15 protein-coding genes are annotated in these 20,221 nt (G+C 69.4%); 5 read left to right on the top strand and 10 right to left on the bottom strand.

Annotated features, from left to right (window positions below; all coding sequences use genetic code 11):
- The first annotated feature begins 1 nt into the window (after position 1).
- On the top strand, positions 2-2,221 hold the full coding sequence (gene paoC, locus ASG63_RS07790; RefSeq protein WP_056213879.1) for an aldehyde oxidoreductase molybdenum-binding subunit PaoC: 2,220 nt from the start codon (positions 2-4) through the stop codon (positions 2,219-2,221).
- Positions 2,222-2,318: 97 nt separating this feature from the next.
- Here the strand turns inward: paoC and ASG63_RS07795 are convergent, their stop codons facing one another.
- The 9 genes from ASG63_RS07795 to ASG63_RS07835 form a co-directional block, all read right to left on the bottom strand.
- Positions 2,319-4,466, bottom strand: coding sequence for a sodium-translocating pyrophosphatase (locus ASG63_RS07795; protein ID WP_056213883.1), 2,148 nt, complete (start codon positions 4,464-4,466; stop codon positions 2,319-2,321).
- Between the two features lie 338 nt (positions 4,467-4,804).
- A complete protein-coding gene (gene thiL, locus ASG63_RS07800) occupies positions 4,805-5,794 on the bottom strand; it encodes a thiamine-phosphate kinase (protein ID WP_056213885.1) in 990 nt (329 codons plus the stop codon).
- Between the two features lie 5 nt (positions 5,795-5,799).
- The gene (gene nusB, locus ASG63_RS07805; protein WP_056214016.1) at positions 5,800-6,276 is read right to left on the bottom strand and encodes a transcription antitermination factor NusB; all 477 of its coding nucleotides are present in this window, start codon (positions 6,274-6,276) and stop codon (positions 5,800-5,802) included.
- A 23-nt stretch (positions 6,277-6,299) separates the two neighbouring features.
- Entirely contained in the window at positions 6,300-6,806 is a 507-nt protein-coding gene (ribH, locus tag ASG63_RS07810; protein ID WP_056213889.1) for a 6,7-dimethyl-8-ribityllumazine synthase, read from the bottom strand.
- Positions 6,807-7,012: 206 nt separating this feature from the next.
- Complete coding sequence (locus ASG63_RS07815) at positions 7,013-7,657, bottom strand: riboflavin synthase (protein WP_056213892.1); 645 nt, start codon at positions 7,655-7,657, stop codon at positions 7,013-7,015.
- 1 nt (position 7,658) lies between these two features.
- Entirely contained in the window at positions 7,659-8,801 is a 1,143-nt protein-coding gene (gene ribD / locus ASG63_RS07820; protein ID WP_056213894.1) for a bifunctional diaminohydroxyphosphoribosylaminopyrimidine deaminase/5-amino-6-(5-phosphoribosylamino)uracil reductase RibD, read from the bottom strand.
- A gap of 11 nt (positions 8,802-8,812) precedes the next feature.
- Positions 8,813-9,397: a transcriptional regulator NrdR gene (gene nrdR / locus ASG63_RS07825; RefSeq protein WP_244476410.1), complete on the bottom strand. Its 585-nt coding sequence runs from the start codon at positions 9,395-9,397 to the stop codon at positions 8,813-8,815.
- A 140-nt stretch (positions 9,398-9,537) separates the two neighbouring features.
- Entirely contained in the window at positions 9,538-10,842 is a 1,305-nt protein-coding gene (gene glyA / locus ASG63_RS07830) for a serine hydroxymethyltransferase (RefSeq protein ID WP_056213897.1), read from the bottom strand.
- 273 nt (positions 10,843-11,115) lie between these two features.
- Positions 11,116-12,414, bottom strand: coding sequence for a L,D-transpeptidase family protein (locus tag ASG63_RS07835; RefSeq protein WP_056213901.1), 1,299 nt, complete (start codon positions 12,412-12,414; stop codon positions 11,116-11,118).
- Between the two features lie 332 nt (positions 12,415-12,746).
- Here ASG63_RS07835 and ASG63_RS07840 point away from each other — a divergent pair, with 332 nt between their 5' ends.
- The 4 genes from ASG63_RS07840 (at position 12,747) to ASG63_RS07855 (ending at position 17,529) form a co-directional block, all read left to right on the top strand.
- Positions 12,747-13,070: a hypothetical protein gene (locus ASG63_RS07840; RefSeq protein ID WP_056213903.1), complete on the top strand. Its 324-nt coding sequence runs from the start codon at positions 12,747-12,749 to the stop codon at positions 13,068-13,070.
- 42 nt (positions 13,071-13,112) lie between these two features.
- Positions 13,113-14,102 carry a DUF1775 domain-containing protein gene (locus ASG63_RS07845; protein ID WP_056213906.1) on the top strand — a complete coding sequence of 330 codons (990 nt, stop codon included), beginning with the start codon at positions 13,113-13,115 and terminating at the stop codon, positions 14,100-14,102.
- A gap of 220 nt (positions 14,103-14,322) precedes the next feature.
- Complete coding sequence (locus tag ASG63_RS07850) at positions 14,323-16,485, top strand: TonB-dependent receptor family protein (protein WP_082559223.1); 2,163 nt, start codon at positions 14,323-14,325, stop codon at positions 16,483-16,485.
- Between the two features lie 63 nt (positions 16,486-16,548).
- Positions 16,549-17,529 (top strand): alginate O-acetyltransferase AlgX-related protein, encoded by a 981-nt coding sequence (locus ASG63_RS07855; protein WP_082559224.1) that lies wholly within the window; start codon positions 16,549-16,551, stop codon positions 17,527-17,529.
- Positions 17,530-17,601: 72 nt separating this feature from the next.
- Here ASG63_RS07855 and ASG63_RS07860 read toward each other — a convergent pair whose 3' ends face one another.
- Positions 17,602-20,034: a penicillin-binding protein 1A gene (locus tag ASG63_RS07860; protein ID WP_056213908.1), complete on the bottom strand. Its 2,433-nt coding sequence runs from the start codon at positions 20,032-20,034 to the stop codon at positions 17,602-17,604.
- Positions 20,035-20,221 lie beyond the last annotated feature (187 nt).

Genomic DNA, 20,221 nt, shown 5'->3' on the forward strand with positions numbered 1-20,221 from the left:
CATGAAGTTCGACACCCCCGCGGGCCAGAACCCGATCGACCAGCTCAAAGTCGTCGGCAAGGCCACGGACCGCATCGACGGCAAGTTCAAGACCACCGGGACGGCGCCCTATGCCTATGAGCGCCACGACGTGGTGGCGAATCAGGCCTACGGCTACGTGCTCGGCGCCGGCATCGCCAAGGGCCGCATCCGCGCCATCGACACGGCGGCCGCCAAGGCGTCGCCCGGCGTCGTCGCCATCGTCACCACCCTGGACATGCCGGCTCTCGGCCTCGGCCGGATGAACGCCGCCAACCTCTTCGGCGGTCCCCAGGTCCAGCACTACCACCAGGCCATCGCGGTCGTGGTGGCCGAGACCTTCGAGCAGGCCCGAGCCGCGGCGTTCCTCGTCAAGGTCGACTATGCCCGCGAGGCCGGCCAGTTCGACCTCGCGGCCGTGGCCTCGTCCGCCAAGCCGGTTCCCGGCGACAGCGGCGAGGGCAGCGGCGGCGGCGGCGAGGATCGAACCGGCGACTTCGAGGGCGCCTTCGCCTCGGCGCCCGTCCAGTTCGACGAGACCTACACGACCCCCGACGAGAGCCACGCGATGATGGAGCCGCACGCGACCATCGCCGCCTGGGAGGGCGACAAGCTCACCCTCTGGACCTCCAACCAGATGATCGCCTGGACCAAGGGCAGCATCGCCAAGATCCTCGACATCCCGGAGGCGTCGATCCGCGTCGACTCGCCCTATATCGGCGGCGGCTTCGGGGGAAAGCTGTTCGTGCGCTCCGACGCCGTGGTGGCGGCGCTGGCCGCCAAGGCCGCCGGCCGACCGGTCAAGGTCGCGCTGACCCGGCCGCTGGTCGCCAACAACACGACCCACCGGCCGGCCACGATCCAGCGAATCCGCATCGGTGCGACACCGGACGGGACGATCACCGCCATTGCGCACGAGAGCACCTCCGGCAACCTGCCCAAGGGCAAGCCGGAGACGGCGGTGGATCAGACCAAGCTGCTCTATGCCGGGGCCAATCGCCTGACGGCGATGAAGCTCGCCCATCTCGACCTGCCCGAGGGCAATTCGATGCGGGCGCCGGGCGAGGCGCCGGGCCTGATGGCCCTCGAGATCGCCATGGACGAGATGGCCGAGAAGCTGGGCATGGACCCGGTCGCCTTCCGCGTCCGCAACGACACCCAGGTCGATCCGGGGCATCCCGAGCGTCCGTTCTCCCACCGCAACCTCGTGGGCTGCCTGAAGCTCGGCGCGGAGACGTTCAACTGGTCGGCCCGCAACCCGAAGCCCGGCCAGGTTCGCGACGGGCGCTGGCTCGTGGGCATCGGCATGGCGGCGGGTTTCCGCAACAACCTGCTGATGAAGTCGGGCGCCCGGGTCCGCCTCGGGCGCGACGGCATCGTCACGGTCGAGACCGACATGACCGATATCGGGACCGGCTCCTACACCATCATCGCGCAGACCGCCGCCGAGATGATGGGCGTGGGCCTCGACAAGGTGGTGGTGCGCCTCGGCGATTCGTCCTACCCGGTCTCGGCCGGCTCGGGTGGCCAGTTCGGTGCGAACAACTCGACCGCCGGTGTCTACGCGGCCTGCGTCCAGCTCCGCGAGGCGGTGGCGCAGCGGCTCGGCTTCAACTCGGCCGATGCGGTGTTCGCGGACGGGCAGGTCCGCTCCGGAAATCGCACCGAGACCCTGGCCAAGGCGGCCAGCGAGGGTGAACTGGTGGCGGAGGATTCGATCGAGTACGGCGACCTCGCCAAGAAGCAGCAGCAATCGACCTTCGCGGGCCACTTCGTCGAGGTCGGCGTCGACGTCGACACGGCGGAGATCCGGGTGCGGCGCATGCTGGCGGTCTGTGCCGCCGGGCGCATCCTCAACCCGAAATCGGCCCGCAGCCAGGTCATCGGCGGTATGACGATGGGCGTCGGCGGAGCGCTGATGGAGGAACTCGCGGTCGACACCAAGCGCGGCTTCTTCGTGAACCACGATCTCGCCGGCTACGAGGTGCCGGTGCACGCGGACATTCCGCACCAGGAGGTGATCTTCCTCGACGAGGTCGATCCGCAATCTTCGCCGATGAAGGCGAAGGGTGTGGGCGAACTCGGCATCTGCGGTGTGGGCGCGGCGGTGGCCAACGCGGTCTACAACGCCACCGGCGTGCGGGTGCGGAGCTACCCGATCACCCTCGACAAGCTCCTCGGCCAAATGCCGGACGCTGCTTGAGACCGATTGCGCGAAGGCCGCGGCAGGGATCCTGCCGCGGCCCGCAGGACGTCGCGCGACCCCCGATGGCCTTCAGGCCGCCGGGGGTCGTTCGCGTTCAGCTGTGTGCCAGCACCGCCAGCAGCAGCAGGGCGATGATGTTCGTGATCTTGATCGCCGGATTCACGGCGGGGCCGGCTGTGTCCTTGTAGGGATCGCCGACGGTATCGCCGGTCACGGCCGCCTTGTGGGCGTCCGAGCCCTTGCCGCCGTGGTGCCCGTCCTCGATGTACTTCTTGGCGTTATCCCAGGCACCGCCGCCCGAGGTCATCGAGATCGCAACGTAGAGCCCCGTGATGATCACGCCGAGGAGCATCGCTCCCACCGTGGCGAAGGCCTGGCTCTTTCCGCCGATCGGCTGGATCACGAAGAACAGCACGATCGGCGACAGCACCGGCAGCAGCGAGGGAACGATCATCTCCTTGATCGCCGCCCGGGTGAGCATGTCGACGGCGCGGCCGTAATCCGGCCGGTCGGTCCCCTCCATGATGCCGGGCTTCTCACGGAACTGCCGACGCACCTCCTCCACCACGGCGCCGGCAGCGCGGCCCACCGCGGTCATCGCCATGCCGCCGAACAGGAACGGGATCAGGCCGCCCAGCAGCAGGCCGACAACCACGTAGGGGTTGGAGAGCGAGAAATCGACGGTCACGCCCTGGAAGAAGCGGTACTGGGTCGGGCTCGCATGGGCGATGAAGTAGTTCAGGTCGGAGGTGTAGGCGGCGAACAGCACCAGGGCGCCGAGGCCGGCCGAGCCGATGGCGTAGCCCTTGGTCACCGCCTTGGTGGTGTTGCCGACCGCGTCGAGGGCATCGGTGGACTTGCGCACGTCCGGCGGCAGGCCGGCCATCTCGGCGATGCCGCCGGCATTGTCGGTGACCGGACCGAAGGCATCGAGGGCCACGATGAAGCCGGCGAGCGCCAGCATGGCGGTGACCGCGATGGCGATGCCGAACAGCCCGGCCAGCGAGTAGGTGCTGATGATGCCCGCGACGATGACGAGCGCGGGCAGAGCGGTGGATTCGAGCGAGATCGCCAGGCCCTGGATCACGTTGGTGCCGTGGCCCGTCACGGACGCGTCCGCGATGGACTTCACCGGCCGGAAGTTGGTGCCGGTGTAGTACTCGGTGATGACGACGATCAGCGCCGTGATGACGAGGCCGATCACCGCGCAGCCGAGAAGGCCCCCGGAGGTGAAGGTCACGCCCGCGTTGGTGGTGAAGGCCGTGCCGAAGCCGCCGAACAGGGCGTAGTTCACGCCCGCGATGGCGACGATCGAGAGGGCCCCGGCGGTGATCAGGCCCTTGTAGAGCGCGCCCATGATCGACTGGTTGGCCCCGAGCCGCACCGCGTAGGTGCCGGCGATCGAGGTCAGGATGCAGGCCGAGCCGATGGCCAGGGGATAGAGCAGCATCGCCTCGAGGACGTTGCGCCCCCCGACCTCGGTCTGGCCGGAGAAGAAGATCGCCGCGAGCACCATGGTGGCGACCACGGTCACCGCGTAGGTCTCGAACAGGTCGGCCGCCATGCCGGCGCAGTCGCCGACGTTGTCGCCGACATTGTCCGCGATGGTGGCAGGGTTGCGCGGATCGTCCTCCGGGATCCCGGCCTCGACCTTGCCGACGAGGTCGCCGCCGACATCCGCGCCCTTGGTGAAGATGCCGCCGCCGAGACGGGCGAAGATCGAGATCAGCGACGCGCCGAAGCCCAGGGCCACCAGGGCGTCGATGACGTCGCGGCTGGCCGGCGACAGGCCGGCGATGCGGGTGAGGTAGCCGTAGTAGAGCGCCACGCCGAGGAGCGCGAGGCCGGCCACGAACATGCCGGTGACGGCCCCCGATTTGAAGGCGACGTCGAGGCCGCCGCCGAGCGACGTGGAGGCTGCCTGCGCGGTGCGGACGTTGGCACGCACCGAGACGTTCATGCCGATGAAGCCGGCCGCCCCCGACAGCACGGCGCCGATCAGGAAGCCGATACCCACCTTCAACCCGAGGAAATATGTGAGGGCGACGAACAGCACGAGCCCGACGATCGCGATCGTGGCGTATTGGCGCCGGAGATAGGCCTGCGCCCCCTCGGCGATCGCCCCCGCGATCTCCTGCATGCGCTGGGTGCCGGCGTCGCGCTTCATCACGTCGTTGATCGTGAGGATGCCATAGGCGACGGCGCACAGCCCGCCCAGGATGATAAGCAACAAAGCTGTCATTCGACCGTCCTTGATTGGCGATGCCCGTGCGGGTCTGTCGTGGCGTTGCTGGACTTCGTGGCCGTGGTTTCCGGGTGTGCGCAGCGTTTCTGGCGTGCGAAGGTCATCGTTCGCGCGAGCGTCTCCGCCGCGCGCCGCGTTTCTGTTGTTGTGCATCTCCTCCCAAGGAATGCCTGCTCTGAGTGCCAAACTTCACCGGCGCTGGCAAATGCTGCCGAGCTTTTTCAGCCGCGAATATTTTTGCATCGCAAAACAGGTCGGGCTCGGTGGAAGTGTTCGCGCGGGCGCGAGCCTGATCTCAGCGTTCGGGGACGGCGCCGCGCGAAGCGGCCGGCGTCTCAGAAGTGGCTGAAGGACCCTGTCCCCAGCACCCGCCGCGTGCCGTCGGCCTCCCGGAAGGAGGGCGACGCGGAACCGGCCGTGACCGTGCCGATGCAGGTCAGGGGCGTGCCGGTGGCGCCCGCCGCCGCCAGGCAGGCGTTCAGGTTCTCGGGGGCCACGGCGCAGAGGATCTCGTAATCGTCGCCGCCCGTCGCGATCGGGGTCAGGAGGGCCGGCTCCTGGGCCAAGGCTCTCGCGGCGGCGGGCGAGAGCGGGAGCCGGGCGAGATCGATCTCCGCGGAGCGCCCCTCCCCCTTCAGCATCTTGGCCAGATCCCCGGCGAGGCCGTCCGAGACGTCCATCGCGGCCCGGGCGTAGCGGCGCAGGACCGGAGCGAGGCCGATGCGCGGGCGGGGATGCCAGTAGCGATCGATGAGGGCGTCGCGATCCGCCGCGTCCAGCGCGCCCGCCCAGCCCGGCCCGTTGGGGCGGCGCAGGAGCAAGCCCAGGGCCGCATCCCCGATCGTGCCGCTGACGCAGATCCGGTCGCCGACCTGCGCGGTCCCACGCCGGACGATTCCCCCCGCCGGGACTTCGCCGATCGCGGTGACGCCGATCAGCGCCGGGCCGGCCGCCCGCACGGTATCGCCGCCGAGGAGGTCGAGGCCGAACTCCGAGAGACCATCGGCGAGGCCGGCCGCGAAGCCAGCGAGCCAGTCCTCGGTCCAGTCATCGGGCAGCGCGAGCGTCAGCAGGATTCCGCGCGGGCGGGCGCCCTTGGCGGCGAGGTCCGAGACGTTCACGCCGAGGGCCTTGCGGGCGATCGAACCCGGTGGATCGTCGGGAAAATAATGCACCCCGGCCACGATGGCGTCGGCCGTGAGAACGAGGTCGCAGCCGGGACTGGGCGACAGGGTGGCGGCGTCGTCGCGCAGGCCATCCGCTCCGGGTCCCGCCAGGGGCGCGAAGTAGCGCGCGATCAGCCCGTCCTCGTCGGGCCGGGCCACCGGGGTCAGGCCCGGCCGGAGGCCGGCAGGCCGGCGAATTCGTTGCCGCGCACGTCCCGGGCCACCTTGTCGAGGACGCCGTTGACCATGCCGGGCTCGTCGCCGCCGAAGAAGCTATGGGCGACATCGACGTATTCGGAGATGACGACCCGCGCCGGTACGTCGCGGCGGGACATGAGCTCGTAGGCGCCCGCCCGCAGGATGGCGCGCAGCACCGCCTCGATGCGCTTGAGGGGCCAGCCCGAGGCCAGTGCCCCGTCGAGGATCGGATCGATGGCCCGCTGCTCTTCGACGACGCCGCGCAGGAGGTCGCGGAAGAAGGCGATCTCCGCGGCCGGATGCTCGATGCCGTCGACCTCGCGCCCGATCCAGAAGGTCTCGAACTCGGTGAGCGCCTCGATCACGCCCTTGCCCGAGATTTCCATGTCGTAGAGCGCCTGCACGACGGACAGGCGTGCGCCGCTGCGTTCGGCGGTCTTCATCCCGGAGTCGTTGGCCATGATCCTCAATCCTCTCCGACCGACGCCGCCGATGCGTCGCGCTTCAGCGACAGCACCGCGAGCGCGGCCTCGGCGGCACCGCCGCCCTTGTTCAGTTCGGCAACCCGGGCACGGGCCTGGGCCTGGGCTTCCGTCTCCACCGTGAGGATGCCGTTACCCAGCGGCAGGCGCAGGGTGACGGACAGGTCCATCAGGGCCCGCGCGCTCTCGCCCGCGACGATGTCGTAATGCCCGGTCTCGCCGCGGATGACGCAACCGAGCGCCACCACGGCATCGTAGGGCTGGCCGGCACGGGCCGCGGCCTCGACCAGGATCGCGATGGCGGCCGGGATCTCCAGGGCGCCGGGCACGGTCACCACCGTGGCCACCGCTTCGGCCGCGGCAAGGGCGCCTTCCGCGCCGGCCAGGAGCTCGTCGGCGAGATCCTCGTAGTAGCGGGCTTCGACCACGAGGACGCGCGCGCCCTTGACGTTGGCGGGAGCGGTGCGGGAAGCGTAGGCGAGCGATACCATCGAGAGGCTTTCACGGGACACGGTCGGCGGACGGCACAGCAGCCGGGACCGGGCGCGCTTGCCGCGACCCTCGGGGATCCGTCGGTGCGCAAGACTCGACCGGCCGGACCTGTCCTGCGCCCGCAGGCGCGAGCGATAGACCCTAGGCGCCGTGGCGACAAGCGCGAGCGCCGCCAATCCGGGTCTGCGGGTGCTGGTCCGCGCGCTCAGGTCCCTGCGGCGGCGCGGCTCTCGGACAGTCGGGCGGCGTAGCGGGCGATGAGGTCGACCTCGAGGTTGAGCCGATCCCCGGCCCGCCGCTCGCCCCAGGTGGTCACCGCCAGGGTGTGCGGGATGAGCAGCACCGAGAACAGGTCGCCGTCCACCGTGTTCACGGTCAGCGAAGTGCCGTCGAGGCAGACCGAGCCCTTCTCGGCGATGAAGCGTGCGAGCTGGGCCGGGGCGCGCAGGGTGAAGCGGTCCGAGGGGGCCCATTGCGGATCCCCCGCACCGCCCGTGACGGGGTCTCGGGCCACGAGTTCGGCCAGGCCGTCCACGTGGCCGGTGACGAGATGGCCGCCAAGCTCGTCGCCGATCTTCAGGGAGCGCTCGAGATTCAGGCGTCGGCCCTCGCGCCACGTGCTCACATGGGTGCGGGCCAGCGTCTCGGCCGCGGCATCGACGGCGAAGATGCAGCCGTCCTCCGCCGGCTCGATCGCGACCGCCGTGAGGCAAGGGCCCGAGCAGGCGATGGAGGCACCCAGCGCGATGGTGGCGGGATCGTAGTGCGAGCGGATGCGAATGCGGCGCAGGCGGTCGTCGCCGGCGACCGACACGACCTCTCCGACATCCGTGACGAGACCGGTGAACATCTCAGGCGCTCCGCTCGTAGGTGACGGCCCGGTCGGGACCGAGAATCCGGGTTTCGACGACCCGGAGGTGGTGTTCGTCGAGCCGCTTCCGAAGCACAGGGCCGATAGCCGGCAGGCCGCCGGTGTCGCCGAGTCGTCCTGGGCCGGTGATGAGCGTGAAGACGTCGACGAGGTCGGCGCCCGCCAGGGCATCGGCGAGGTGCGGGCCGCCTTCGCAGCAGAGGCGCGTCACGCCCCGCTCGGCCAGGGCCCGCAAGGCGGCGTGCAGGTCGACCCGTCCCGCGCCGTCGGCATCGACGCCGATCACCTCCACACCGAAGGAGGCCAGCATGCGCTTGGCGTGCACCGGAGCCCGGCGGGTGCTGAGGATCAGGGTCGGAACGTCGCAGGCGCTCCGCACCAGGGTGGTGGAGGGCAGCAGGCGAAGGTTCGAATCGAGCACGACGCGCAGGGGCGAACGGTCGGACAGCCCCGGCAGCCGGACCGTGAGGGACGGATCGTCGGCGCGCGCGGTGCCGATGCCGACGAGGATCGCATCCGCGTGCGCTCGCCAGAGATGGACCGCTCCATCGGCGATGGCGCCGGTGATCCGCAGGCGCTCGGCGGGCGCACCGGCGAAACCATCCTGGGTCTGGGCGAGCTTGAGGTGCAGGCTCGGCCGCCCCCGCGTCACGCGGGTGACGTGGCCGCGATGATCGCGGGCGGCCTCCTCCGCCAGGAGGCCCGTGGTCACCGCGATCCCGGCGGCGGCGAGGAGATTATGGCCGCGCCCGGCGACCCGCGGATCGGGGTCCTCCAGGGCCGTGACGACGCGGGCGATGCCGGCTGCGACGATGGCGTCGGTGCAGGGTGGGGTCCGTCCGTGATGGGAGCACGGCTCCAGGCTGACGTAGAGCGTGGCGCCGCGGGCCGCCTCCCCCGCCATGGCGAGAGCGATCGGCTCCGCGTGCGGGCGGCCGCCGGGGGCGGTCACGCCCTGGCCGACGATCCGCTCCGCACCGGGCGGACCCGCCACCACCACCGCGCCGACGGAGGGGTTCGGCCAGGTGCGTCCGAGGTTGCGATGCCCGAGGGCGAGGGCGAGACGCATGTAGCGGCGGTCGGTCTCGCCCGGGCCCGCGGTCTCCGTTCCGGCGGTCTCCATTCCGGCGCTCCTCACGCCCGGGACTTCGGCTGGCGCTTCGGCCGGAGGGGCGTGACCGTCGCGGAGAGATCCGGAAGTCGGTCCCCAGTCGCGGTTCCGCCCGCCCCGCGCGGCTCCTCCGAGCCCGTATCGGCCGGGAGGGCAGCCGGATCGGAGAGGGTCCCGAGCAACGCCTTGAAGTCGCTGGCCTCGCGGAAATTCTTGTAGACCGAGGCGAAGCGCACGTAGGCGACGTCGTCGAGCCCCTTCAGGCCCTCCATCACGAGTTCGCCGATGGCCTCGCTGCCGATCTCGGCCTCGCCGCTGCTCTCGAGCTGACGCGTGATGCCGCTGACGAGGCGTTCGATGCGCTCGGGGTCCACCGGGCGCTTGCGCAGGGCGACCCCGATTGAGCGCTGGAGCTTGTCGCGGTCGAAGGGCACGCGCTTGCCCGAGCGCTTGAGCACGGTGAGTTCGCGCAACTGCACCCGTTCGAAGGTGGTGAAGCGACCGCCGCAATCCGGGCAGACCCGGCGCCGGCGGATCGCCGCCGCGTCGTCGCTCGGGCGCGAATCCTTCACCTGGGTGTCGGGACCGCCGCAATAGGGACACCGCATCGGACGGACACCTGGGAGGGAGGAGCGCTGAGGGGAAGGCGCGCCGGAAACGACAACGGCCGCGGACCCGAGGGTCCGCGGCCGTTGCATGGCATGGTGAGGGGCGCCGGTTCAAGCGCCCGCTGGCGGGGCGTTGCGCCTCAGCCGTAGATCGGGAAGCGGTCGGTGAGGGCGTGCACCCGCTGCTTCACGCTCGCCTCGACCGCGGCATCGCCCTCTTCACCCTTGGCCACCAGGCCATCGAGGACTTCGACGATGAGTCCGCCGATCTGCTTGAACTCGGCGACGCCGAAGCCGCGCGAGGTGCCGGCCGGGGTGCCAAGGCGGATGCCCGAGGTGATGGTGGGCTTCTGCGTGTCGAACGGCACGCCGTTCTTGTTGCAGGTGATGTCGGCGCGGCTGAGGGCCGCTTCCGCCGCCTTGCCAGTGAGGCCCTTGCTGGTCAGGTCGACCAGCATGAGGTGGTTGTCGGTGCCGCCCGAGGTGATGTTGTAGCCGCTCGACATCAGGGTGTCGGCCAGCGCCTTGGCGTTCTCGATCACCTGCTTGGCGTAGATCTTGAACTCGGGCTTCAGGGCCTCGCCGAAGGCCACGGCCTTGCCGGCGATGACGTGCATGAGCGGGCCGCCCTGGATGCCGGGGAAGATCGCCGAATTGAACTTCTTGGCCAGCGCCTCGTCGTTCGTCAGGATCATGCCGCCGCGCGGGCCGCGCAGGGTCTTGTGGGTCGTCGTGGTGACGACGTGGGCGTGCGGGAACGGCGACGGATGCACGCCGGCCGCGATCAGGCCCGCGAAATGCGCCGCGTCCACGAAGAAATAGGCGCCGACGGCATCGGCGATCTCACGGAACTTGGCGAAGTCCCAGTGGCGCGGGTAGCCCGAGCCGCCGGCGATGATCACCTTGGGCTTGTGCTCGTGCGCAAGGGCCTCGACCTGCTCCATGTCGATGAGCTGGTCGTCGCGGCGCACGGTGTAGGAGACGGGCTTGAACCACTTGCCCGAGACGTTCGGGGGGGCGCCGTGGGTGAGGTGGCCGCCGGCCGCGAGGTCGAGGCCGAGGAAGGTGTCGCCCGGCTGCATCAGGGCCAGGAACACGCCCTGGTTCGCCTGGCTGCCGGAGTTCGGCTGCACGTTGGCGAAGCCGCAGTTGAACAGACGCTTGGCGCGATCGATGGCCAGGTTCTCGGCGATGTCGACGAACTGGCAGCCGCCATAGTAGCGGCGGCCCGGATAGCCCTCGGCGTACTTGTTCGTCAGCACCGATCCCTGCGCTTCGAGAACCGCGCGCGAGACGATGTTCTCGGAGGCGATCAGCTCGATCTCGTGCTGCTGGCGGCCGAGTTCCTGGGCCACCGCCTGCGCGATCTCCGGATCCGCGTCCGCGAGGGGAGCAGCGAAGAAGGTGTTGGAGAAGTGCTTGTCGGCAGCAGTACCGGCGCTCATGGAAAGCCTCGATTGTTGAACGGGCGGACGCACCCGTAATCCGCTGGCGTTGGGCGGGCGGGCGTTCGAAGGCTGGATTACTACACGCGACCGGTTCCAAGGCCAAGCACAGGCATTTTTTTGCGTGGGATCAAAAAAATTCAGCTCAGAGCGCGTTGCTCAGAGTCGAGACGGCAACAACCCGTGTCGTGGCGTCGCATCCACCATGCAAAAGGCCCGCGCCTTGGGGCGCGGGCCACGACAATCGTGCGGTTTGATCGCCGGTGAGCGGGCTCAGTTCTCCTCGTCGCCCGGCTCGAAGCTCTGAACCGGCTCGGCGCTGGCGACCGGGGTCGGGGCCGAGAGGGTCGAGGGCACGTTCACGCCGTCACGCTTGTAGATGTCGTCGCGGAACTGGACGAGGCCGTCCGGGGTCGACCAGGCCGTGATGTAGGTCCAGTAGACCGGAACCGGGGTCGACAGCGTGGCGTCGACCCGCTTGCCGCTTTCGATGGCCTGCTCGACCTGCTCGCGGCCCCAGCCGGGCGTGTCCTTGAGAAGCCAGGTGATGTACTCGCGCACGTTCTGCACGCGGACGCAGCCCGAGGAGATGAAGCGGAAATCGTCGCCGTAGACGCCCTTCGAGTTCGTGTCGTGCATGAACACGCCGTAGGGGTTCGGAATGTTGATGCGCACGATGCCCATCGAGTTGAAGTCGGCCCCCGAATCCTGGCGGTAGCGGTAGCGGGTGCCTTCGTCCGAGTTCCAGTTCACCGAAGCCGGGGAGATTTCGTTTTCGCCGGCGAAGATACGGATCTTGTTCTCGGTGAGGTAGGTCGGATCCTTCTGCATCTTGGGGATCAGGTCCTTCTTCACGATGGAAGCCGGGACCGTCCAGAACGGGTTGAAATTGATCTGCGTCGCCTTGGTGTTCATGATCGGCGACTGGCGGTCGATCTTGCCGACGCCGGCGGCGTGAAGGGTCACGACCTGGCCGTTCTCCACCGTCTGCACCAGGGCGGCGGGGATGTTGGTGATGACGAACCGATTGCCTAGGTTGCCGGCATAGGAGCGCAGGCGCACCACGTTGATTTCGAGCTGGTGCAGGCGGACATCGGCCGGCACGTTCATGGCCGCCTGGGTGGTCTGGCTCATGGCGCCGGTCTGGCTTAGGCCATGCCGCGCCTGGAAACGCTTCACGCCGGCCGCGACGTAGGAATCGTATACGCCCGAGCCGCCGGAGGCCGGGTCGAGGTCGCCCGTGACGATCAGGCGCTGGCGCAGGGCGGCCACGGCCGGCCCCTTGGCGCCGACGCGCAGGCGATCGGCGCCGGAGACCGGCTTCCATCCGCCGCGATTGACGATGTCCCGGTAGCGCTCGATCATCTGCTCCGTGGCCGCTACGGTCTGCGGAGACAGGATCGGCGTCGAGGAGCGCTGCACCTGCATGGCGGCGGGCGAGGCATAGTCCTGCGCCCATTCGGCCTGGGCGAAGCCGCCGGCCTCACGCGCCGTCGCCGCCTGGCCGATGACGGCCGCCGATGCGAGCAGCGCGAAGCCGAGCGCGCGGGTGTGGAAAGCCTGATTCAGCATCGGACGTGAACTCTGATCTGATTTACGAAGCGACACGCGGTGTCGTCGGTCCCGGCAGCGCGCGCCGAGGTCTCGCAACACCCCCTGTCACGACCGTGTCGGGGTACGGTTAAGAACTCATGGGGACCCGGCCACATTGTGGCACGGCGCGGCTTATCCCCGCGATCCCCGGACACGTTCTCTCGACTGCGGCCCGTGTGCCACAGCACGGTGTCCCACCGTGCGATCGGCATGGCGAAACGAGGACCGATGGCGTAAGTCGAAGGACGATGACGCTTCCGGCGAAACAGGCTGGCCACGGAAGGTGGGCCCCGCTGCGTGCGATCACTGCGGTGGTCGCCCTCTACGCGTTCGTTCTCCATGCCGTCCTCAGCGGTCTCGTGCCCCTGCCGGACTCCTCCGCGCACGGCATCCTCTGCCTCGGGCAGATCGAAGAGGCCGGCCCCGCTGCACCCGATTCGACCCACGCCCATCATCAGCCCTGTTGCACCGTGGCCGGGCCGATGCTGCACGCGGCGATGCCGGAGGTGTCGGCTCGCACCATCGTCTGGCCGGCGCCCGCGACGAGCCGGGTGACCTGGCGACGCGAGGCGTCCGTCTCCGCTCGTGGACCGCCGGGCACGATCCCCCATCCCAGAGGTCCGCCCGCCGTCTGATCCGATCGCCGATTCCCGATCCCATCAGACACGGACCATCCGATGAACCGCATCCCCCGGGCCGAGCTCTTCGCAGGCCTTCTCCTCTCCCTGTCCGCTACCGCCGCCCTCGCCCACGCCACCCTGGAGCGCAAGGAGGCGAGCCCGAATGCCGCCTACCGCGGCGTCGTGCAGATCACCCATGGCTGCGACGGCCAGCCGACCAACCGCGTCAGCGTCACCATCCCCGAGGGCGTGATCGGTGCCAAACCGATGCCGAAGCCCGGCTGGACCGTGACGACCGAGAAGGGCGCCTATGCCCGCGCCTATCCGTACTATCACGGGGACATTCGCGAGGGGGCGAGGACCATCACCTGGACCGGGGGTAGCCTGCCCGACGATCAGGTCGACGAATTCACCTTCCTGGCGCGGATCAGCGACGCCTTCGCGCCCGGCAGCACGGTCTACTTCCCCGTCGAGCAGGATTGCGCCGCGGGGCAGTACCGCTGGGGCGAGATCCCGGCCGCGGGGCAGGAGGCCCATGCCCTGAAATCCCCCGCCCCCGGCGTCCGCATCGTGGCCGCCGCCTCCGGCCCGGCCCGCGCCGCGGCGTCGAGCGTCAAGGCCGGCGACCTGAGCATCGAGACCCCCTGGATGCGCGCGACGCCCGGCGGCGCCAAGGTGGCGGGCGGCTACGTCCGCGTCACCAACACCGGCAGCCAGGCCGACCGCCTCGTCGGAGCTTCGATCCCCCTGGCGGGACGCACGTCAATCCACTCCATGACCATGGAGGGCGGCGTGATGAAGATGGCCCCGGTCGAGGGTGGCCTGGTGATCAAGCCGGGCGAGACGGTGGAGCTGAAGCCCGGCGGGCTGCACCTCATGTTCGAGGATCTCGCGAGTGGACCCAAGGCCGGCGAGACGGTCGAGGGCACGCTGCGCTTCGAGCGCGCCGGCACCGTGCCCGTCACCTTCAGCGTCGCGCCCATCGGCGCGATGAAGCCGGGTGCGCCAGCCGCCGCCGCGACGGCACCGGGCCACCACGAGCACTGACGCCGCGCGTCCCCGGATCCCGGGGACCGAAGGCCGGCCGGATCCTACCGTGACCGGCCGGCTCGACGCCTGGCGGTGTTTGTCTTCCAACTGGCCCGACCCATCGCTCCGCCGCGCGCATCCCCGCGCGGCGTCCGCCACCCCGCCCCTCTCCCACCGGGATCATGCCGGCCCCTTCGCGCCGTCGCGAAGCGCGGGCCCATGGTCCGGAGCCCGTCCCATGTCCGCGCCTCGGAATGTCTCCCCTCCCCGAAATGAGTCCGCCCTTCTCTCCCCCTGCCCCAAGGCCGCTGCCCTCGCCCTCCTGGGGGGTGCCTCGCTCCTGACCCTCGTCATCGCCGCGACGCCGTCCTGCGCCGAGGGAACGGCTGCCGCGACGTTGTCCGAGCTCAGCATCGAGGGCGCCGCGGCCAGCTCCCTCACGGTGCCGAGCGTCGCGGCCCAGCGCGCTGCGGTGAACGCCACCGTCGGTTCCGTCGCCTTCGTCGACGCCAAGGACTTCCAGGACCGCTACGCCAATACCCTGCGCGACACGCTGAAGGACGTGCCCGGTGTCTACGTGCAGGAACGCTACGGCCAGGAACTCCGCCTGTCGGTGCGCGGCTCGGGCATCTCGCGTGGCTTCCACCTGCGCGGGCTCGAACTGCTGCAGGACGGCATTCCGCTGAACCTCGCCGACGGCAGCGGTGACTTCTACCAGGTCGATCCCCTGGGGCTGCGCTCGATCGAGGTCTACAAGGGCGGCAACGCCCTCACCTTCGGAGCGACGACCCTCGGCGGGGCCATCAACGTCGTCACCCCCACCGCCCAGACGGCCTTCGCGCCCAACATCCTGCGCATCGACGGCGGCGCCTTCAACACGATCCGGGAGAACGTTCAGGTCTCGCGCATCTCCGGCCCGGTCGATTTTCTCGTCAACGGCACGATCACCAATTCCGACGGCTACCGGGACCACGAGACCCAGCGGACGCAGAACTTCAACGCCAATCTCGGCTACCAGCTCGCGCCGGGCGTCGAGACGCGCTTCTATGCCGGAGTCTACCTGACCGACCAGAAGCTCCCCGGCACGCTGAGCCTCTTCAATGCCCTGAACAATCCGACGCTCGCCAATCCGTCGGCGATCGCCGGCAACCAGTCGCGCAAGGTCGAGACCGAGCGGATCGCCAACCGCACCTCGTTTCCGCTCGATGTCGGCAAGCTCGACATCGACACCTGGGCGATTCACAAGTCGCTCTACCACCCGATTTTCCAGGTCATCGATCAGGACGGCTGGACCTACGGGATCGCCCCGCACTGGGCCGGGACCTTCGAGGTCGCCGGCTATCGCAACGACCTGATCCTCGGCCTGCGCGCCTTCGCGGGCCAGAATTCGGCCTTCCAGTTCGTCAACGTCGCCGGCCAGCGCGGCGCGCAGACGCTGCGCGCGGTGCAGAGCGCCTCGAACTACGAAGCCTATGGCGAGAACCGCTTCTGGTTCCTGCCGGACGTGGCCCTGATGGCCGGCGCCAAGGCGTTTTCCTCCAACCGGACCTACAGCAACAAGGGCGGCTTCTCCGGCGCCAACGCGTTCCCCGCCTCGGCCAACGAGACCTATGCGGGTATCAATCCCAAGGTCGGCCTCCTCTGGCAGCCGCTGCCCGACCTGCAGGTCTTCGGCGACATCACAGGGTCGCGTGACGTGCCGGATTTCTCCGACCTCGTGCAGCAGAATACGCTGAACACCACGTTCGTGCTGCTGCGGGCGCAGCGCGCCGTGACCTACGAGGCCGGCACGCGCGGGCGGATCGATCGACTGTCCTGGGACGTCACCCTCTATCGCTCGGAGATCCGCGACGAGCTCATCAACTTCTCGATCAACCCGGGCCTCAACATTCCGGCCGCGACCTTCAACGCGCCCCGGACCCGCCACCAGGGCGTCGAGGCCGCAATCGCCCTCGATCTTGCCCGCGACCTGATCGGCACCGGCGACGCGGTCGTGGTTTCGCAGATCTGGACCCACAACGACTTCCACTTCCTCGCCGACCCGGTCTTCGGCGACAACCAGATCGCCGGCATCCCGCGCGATGTGCTGCGCACGGTCCTGACCTATCGCAACCGCGAGGGTTTCCACGTCAGTCCCTCCGTCGACTGGGTGCCCCAGGGTGCCTTCGCCGACCATGCCAACAGCCTGAGGGTGCCGGGCTACGCCCTCCTCAACGTCCAGGCCGGGTACGACTTCCAGAACGGCGTCTCGGTCTTCGTCGATGCCCGAAACCTGACCGATGCCCGCTACGTGTCGGACATCTCCGTCGTCACCGATGCCCGGACCGTCGCGGGCGGCCCGGTGGCCTTTTACCCGGGCGTCGGCCGCAGCATCTTCGGCGGCATCCGCGCCGGTTTCTGATCGGGCGGGAGCGGGCCGCCGGGTGAGGGTGCGCCTTTCGCGGCCGCCCGCTAGAAGCGCGCCATGAATGAGGGTTTCACCATCGCGCGCGCCCCCAGTGTTCCGGCGCCGGACCATCACCCGGACGTGCATGTCGGCCCGGATGGCTGGCTGTTCCTGATCGGCGGCACCAATTCCGTGCTGAGGCAGTATCGCGATCCGGGGATTCCACGCGCCATCCTCTGGCGCTGGCGCCGCATCCTGGAAGCGCGGGTGCGGCGTTGCGCGGGCCTCGGCACCCGCTACGCCCACGTGGTGGCGCCGGAGAAGCTCACGGTCTATCCGCAGGCGTCCGATGCGCTCGCCTTCGACCCCGAGCGCGCGCCGGTCCTGCGCCTGGAGCGCTGGCTCCGCCTCTCGCCGGCCCGGCGCCACTGGATCGATCTCGTACGGCCGTTTCGCGCGCGTGCCGCCGAGGCGCCGCTCTATTGCCGGACGGACAGCCACTGGACCTTCGCCGGATATCTCCTCGCCTATGGCGAGATCTGCCGCCATCTCGGTCTTGCTCCGCGCCAGGATATCCTCCGGCGCCGCATCGGCTCACCCGCACCCTATGCCGGCGATCTCGGCCTGAAGTTCGATCCGATCCGCAGGGAGACGGTGGAGTCCTGCCTGTTCGAGACCTCGGCGCGGCGCATCCACGCCAACAGGCTCGTCAAGGCCTTCGAGGCGGAGGGCCGGGGTCAGGCGGCGCATATCGGCGCCCACGTGGTCTACCGGAACGACTCGCGCGAGGCCGACCCGCGCCGGCTGGTCCTGTTCGCCGATTCCTACGGCCACCATACGTCGACCCCCCATACGGGGAGCCTGACGCCGCTCCTCGCCGAGACCTTCCGTGAGGTTCACGTCCTGTGGTCGACGAGCATCGACTGGGGCTACGTCGCCCGGGTGAAGCCGGATTTCGTGGTGTCGGAGATCGCCGAGCGCTTCATGATCGAGCTGCCCCAGACCGGCTTCAACATCGAGAAGCTCGCGGATCTCGCCTTGGCGCGTAGGACAGGCTGAAACGACGAACGCCCCGGAGATGTCTCCGGGGCGCGATGTCGATCGATGGCGGTCCGCGATGGGTGTGCGGGCCTAGTAGAGCCCGCCGGCCTGGGCGGCGCGATCTGCGTCCGGCGGAACCGCGGCCGGGGCGCTGGAGGATTGTGCCGGGGCGGCGACGTAGGCGTCGGGCGGGGCGGTGCCGGGCTTGAAGGCCTCGAGGATGGTACCACCACCCTCGCCCGAGCCGGCGCGCATGCCGGAGGCGGCCGAGACGCGGATCAGCTTGATGCCCGGGGGCACGCGGAACGGCGTCGGCGGCTTGTCCTTGAGGGCCTGCTTCAGGAAGTCCAGGGCGATGGGGGCTGCGAGACCGCCGCCGGTGGCCCGGTCCCCCAGGGAGCGCGGCTTGTCGAAGCCGATATAGACGCCCACCGCGAGGTCCGGCGAGAAGCCGACGAACCAGGCGTCCTTGGCGTCGTTCGTCGTCCCGGTCTTGCCGGCGAGGGGCTTGCCGACCTGCTTCAGGATTGTGGCGGTGCCGCGCTGGACCACGCCTTCCATGATCGAGACCATCTGGTAGGCGGTCAGCGGGTCGAGGACCTGCTCGGAATCGTCCACGAGCTTGGGCTCGTCCTGGCCCGACCACTTGTCCGCGTCGCAGCCGAGGCACTTGCGGTTGTCGTGCTTGTAGATGGTCTCGCCGACGCGATCCTGGATGCGGTCGATCAGGGTCGGGCGGATGCGCCGGCCGCCATTGGCCAGCATCGAATAGGCGGTGACCATGCGCATCACCGTGGTCTCGCCGGCGCCGAGCGACATCGGCAGCACCGGCAGCATGTCGTCGTAGACGCCGAAGCGGCGGGCATATTCCGCGATCAGCGGCATGCCGACGTCCTTCGCGAGCCGCACCGTCATCAGGTTCTTCGAATGCTCGATGCCGTAGCGCAGGGTGTGCGGACCGCCGGACTTGCCGTCGTAGTTCGAGGGCGTCCAGGCCTCCTGGCCGGGGCCCGCCTCGATGGTGATCGGCGAATCCTGCACGATGGAGGAAGGCGTGTAGCCGTTGTCCAGGGCCGCCGAGTAGACGATCGGCTTGAAGGAGGAGCCGGGCTGGCGCATCGCCTGGGTGGCGCGGTTGAATTGGCTCTCGTCGTAGGAGAAGCCGCCGACCATTGCGTGCACGCGACCGGTATAGGGGTCCATCGCCACGATGGCGCCCGAGACCTCGGGCCGCTGGCGCAGGCGGTACTGGTTGCGGCTCGTATCCGTCGCCTCGACGTAGACGACGTCGCCGGCGTTCAGCGCCGCGGCGGGCGACCGCCCGGTCCAGCGGGTGCCCTCGGCGGTGATCGTGCCGGTCTCGCGCTCCTTCGAAACCTGGCCGGAGGCTTCGCGGCGCGGCTGCAGCCCGATCTGGGCGGAGCCGCCGGTGGTGTTCAGGACCACGGCGAGGCGCCACGGCGCGACGTCGCCGAGACCGGGCACTTCGGCCACGGCGAGGCCCCAGTCGCGGCCGACGAGGTCGACCTTGGCTTGCGCGCCGCGCCAGCCGTGCGACTGGTCGTAGCGAACAAGACCGTCCACCAGGGCCTTGCGGGCCCAGGACTGCATCTTCGGGTCCAGGGTGGCGCGCACGGAGAGGCCGCCCTCGTAGAGCTTCTTCTCGCCGTAGCGCTCGGCGATCTCGCGCCGGACCTCTTCGGTGAAGTAGTTGGCGTTGGCGGCGTTGGCGAAGGCGACGCGCGGATTGACGCCGAGGGGCATCTTGCGGGCCGCTTCGGCCTCTTCCTTGGTGATGTACCCGTTCTGGGCCATCAGGCCGATGATCTCGTTGCGCCGATCGAGCGCCTTCTGGGTCTGGCGGTAGGGGTGGTAGTTGTTCGGCCCCTTCGGCAGGGCGGCGAGGTAGGCCGCTTCGTTGATCGTCAGTTCGTGAACCGACTTGCCGAAGTAATCGAGTGCCGCTGCGGCGACGCCGTGCAGGTTGCGCCCGGGCACGATCGTGCCGAGGAAGATCTCGTTCAGGTAGAGCTCGAGGATCTTGTCCTTCGAGTAGGCGGCCTCGATCCGGAAGGCGATCAGCGCCTCCTTGGCCTTGCGCTCGAAGGTCTGCTCCGGGGACAGGAGGAAGTTCTTGGCGACCTGCTGGGTGATCGTCGAGGCGCCCTGCTTCTTGCCGCTCTTGAAGTTCGTCAGCGCGGCGCGCACGAGACCCTCGGGGTCGACGCCGCCATGCTTGTAGAAGTTCTTGTCCTCGGCCGAGAGGAAGGCCGCGACGACGATCTTGGGCATCGCCTGGATCGGGAGGTAGAGCCGCCGCTCACTGGCGTACTCGGCCAGCAGCGAGCCGTCCGCCGCATGGACGCGGCTCATCACCGGCGGCTCGTAATTGGCGAGCGCGGCGTGATCCGGCAGGTCCTGGCTGAATTTCCAGTAGAAGAACGCGGCCGCCGCGGCGGCGATCACGAAGACCATCGCGCCGACGCTGAACAGGAAGCCGAAGAAACGAAGGATGAAGCGCATCCGGGTCCCGTCCGTCGATGATCCATCGCCGCCGGACGGCCGCGAGAGCACCCGCCACGATGGCGCGTACCTCCTCGGACCGTGTCCCATTCCGAAATGCAAGAGTCCCGCCGCGTTAAATGCGGTCGAGCCCACGCTATCGGCGGCGTTCGCTCAAGCGCGCCGCGATCAATCCGACCGAGACCAT

It is taken from the genome of Methylobacterium sp. Leaf94, assembly GCF_001426045.1.
In the GTDB taxonomy this organism is placed as follows: domain Bacteria; phylum Pseudomonadota; class Alphaproteobacteria; order Rhizobiales; family Beijerinckiaceae; genus Methylobacterium.

What these genes read in the sequence shown, in the direction of transcription:
- paoC (WP_056213879.1), top strand. Translation starts at nt 2, where the DNA reads ATGAAGTTCGACACCCCCGCGGGCCAGAACCCGATCGACCAGCTCAAA.
- ASG63_RS07795 (WP_056213883.1), bottom strand. Translation starts at nt 4,466, where the DNA reads ATGACAGCTTTGTTGCTTATCATCCTGGGCGGGCTGTGCGCCGTCGCC.
- nusB (WP_056214016.1), bottom strand. Translation starts at nt 6,276, where the DNA reads ATGAAGACCGCCGAACGCAGCGGCGCACGCCTGTCCGTCGTGCAGGCG.
- ribH (WP_056213889.1), bottom strand. Translation starts at nt 6,806, where the DNA reads ATGGTATCGCTCGCCTACGCTTCCCGCACCGCTCCCGCCAACGTCAAG.
- ASG63_RS07815 (WP_056213892.1), bottom strand. Translation starts at nt 7,657, where the DNA reads ATGTTCACCGGTCTCGTCACGGATGTCGGAGAGGTCGTGTCGGTCGCC.
- ribD (WP_056213894.1), bottom strand. Translation starts at nt 8,801, where the DNA reads ATGGAGACCGCCGGAACGGAGACCGCGGGCCCGGGCGAGACCGACCGC.
- nrdR (WP_244476410.1), bottom strand. Translation starts at nt 9,397, where the DNA reads ATGCGGTGTCCCTATTGCGGCGGTCCCGACACCCAGGTGAAGGATTCG.
- glyA (WP_056213897.1), bottom strand. Translation starts at nt 10,842, where the DNA reads ATGAGCGCCGGTACTGCTGCCGACAAGCACTTCTCCAACACCTTCTTC.
- ASG63_RS07835 (WP_056213901.1), bottom strand. Translation starts at nt 12,414, where the DNA reads ATGCTGAATCAGGCTTTCCACACCCGCGCGCTCGGCTTCGCGCTGCTC.
- ASG63_RS07845 (WP_056213906.1), top strand. Translation starts at nt 13,113, where the DNA reads ATGAACCGCATCCCCCGGGCCGAGCTCTTCGCAGGCCTTCTCCTCTCC.
- ASG63_RS07850 (WP_082559223.1), top strand. Translation starts at nt 14,323, where the DNA reads ATGTCCGCGCCTCGGAATGTCTCCCCTCCCCGAAATGAGTCCGCCCTT.
- ASG63_RS07855 (WP_082559224.1), top strand. Translation starts at nt 16,549, where the DNA reads ATGAATGAGGGTTTCACCATCGCGCGCGCCCCCAGTGTTCCGGCGCCG.
- ASG63_RS07860 (WP_056213908.1), bottom strand. Translation starts at nt 20,034, where the DNA reads ATGCGCTTCATCCTTCGTTTCTTCGGCTTCCTGTTCAGCGTCGGCGCG.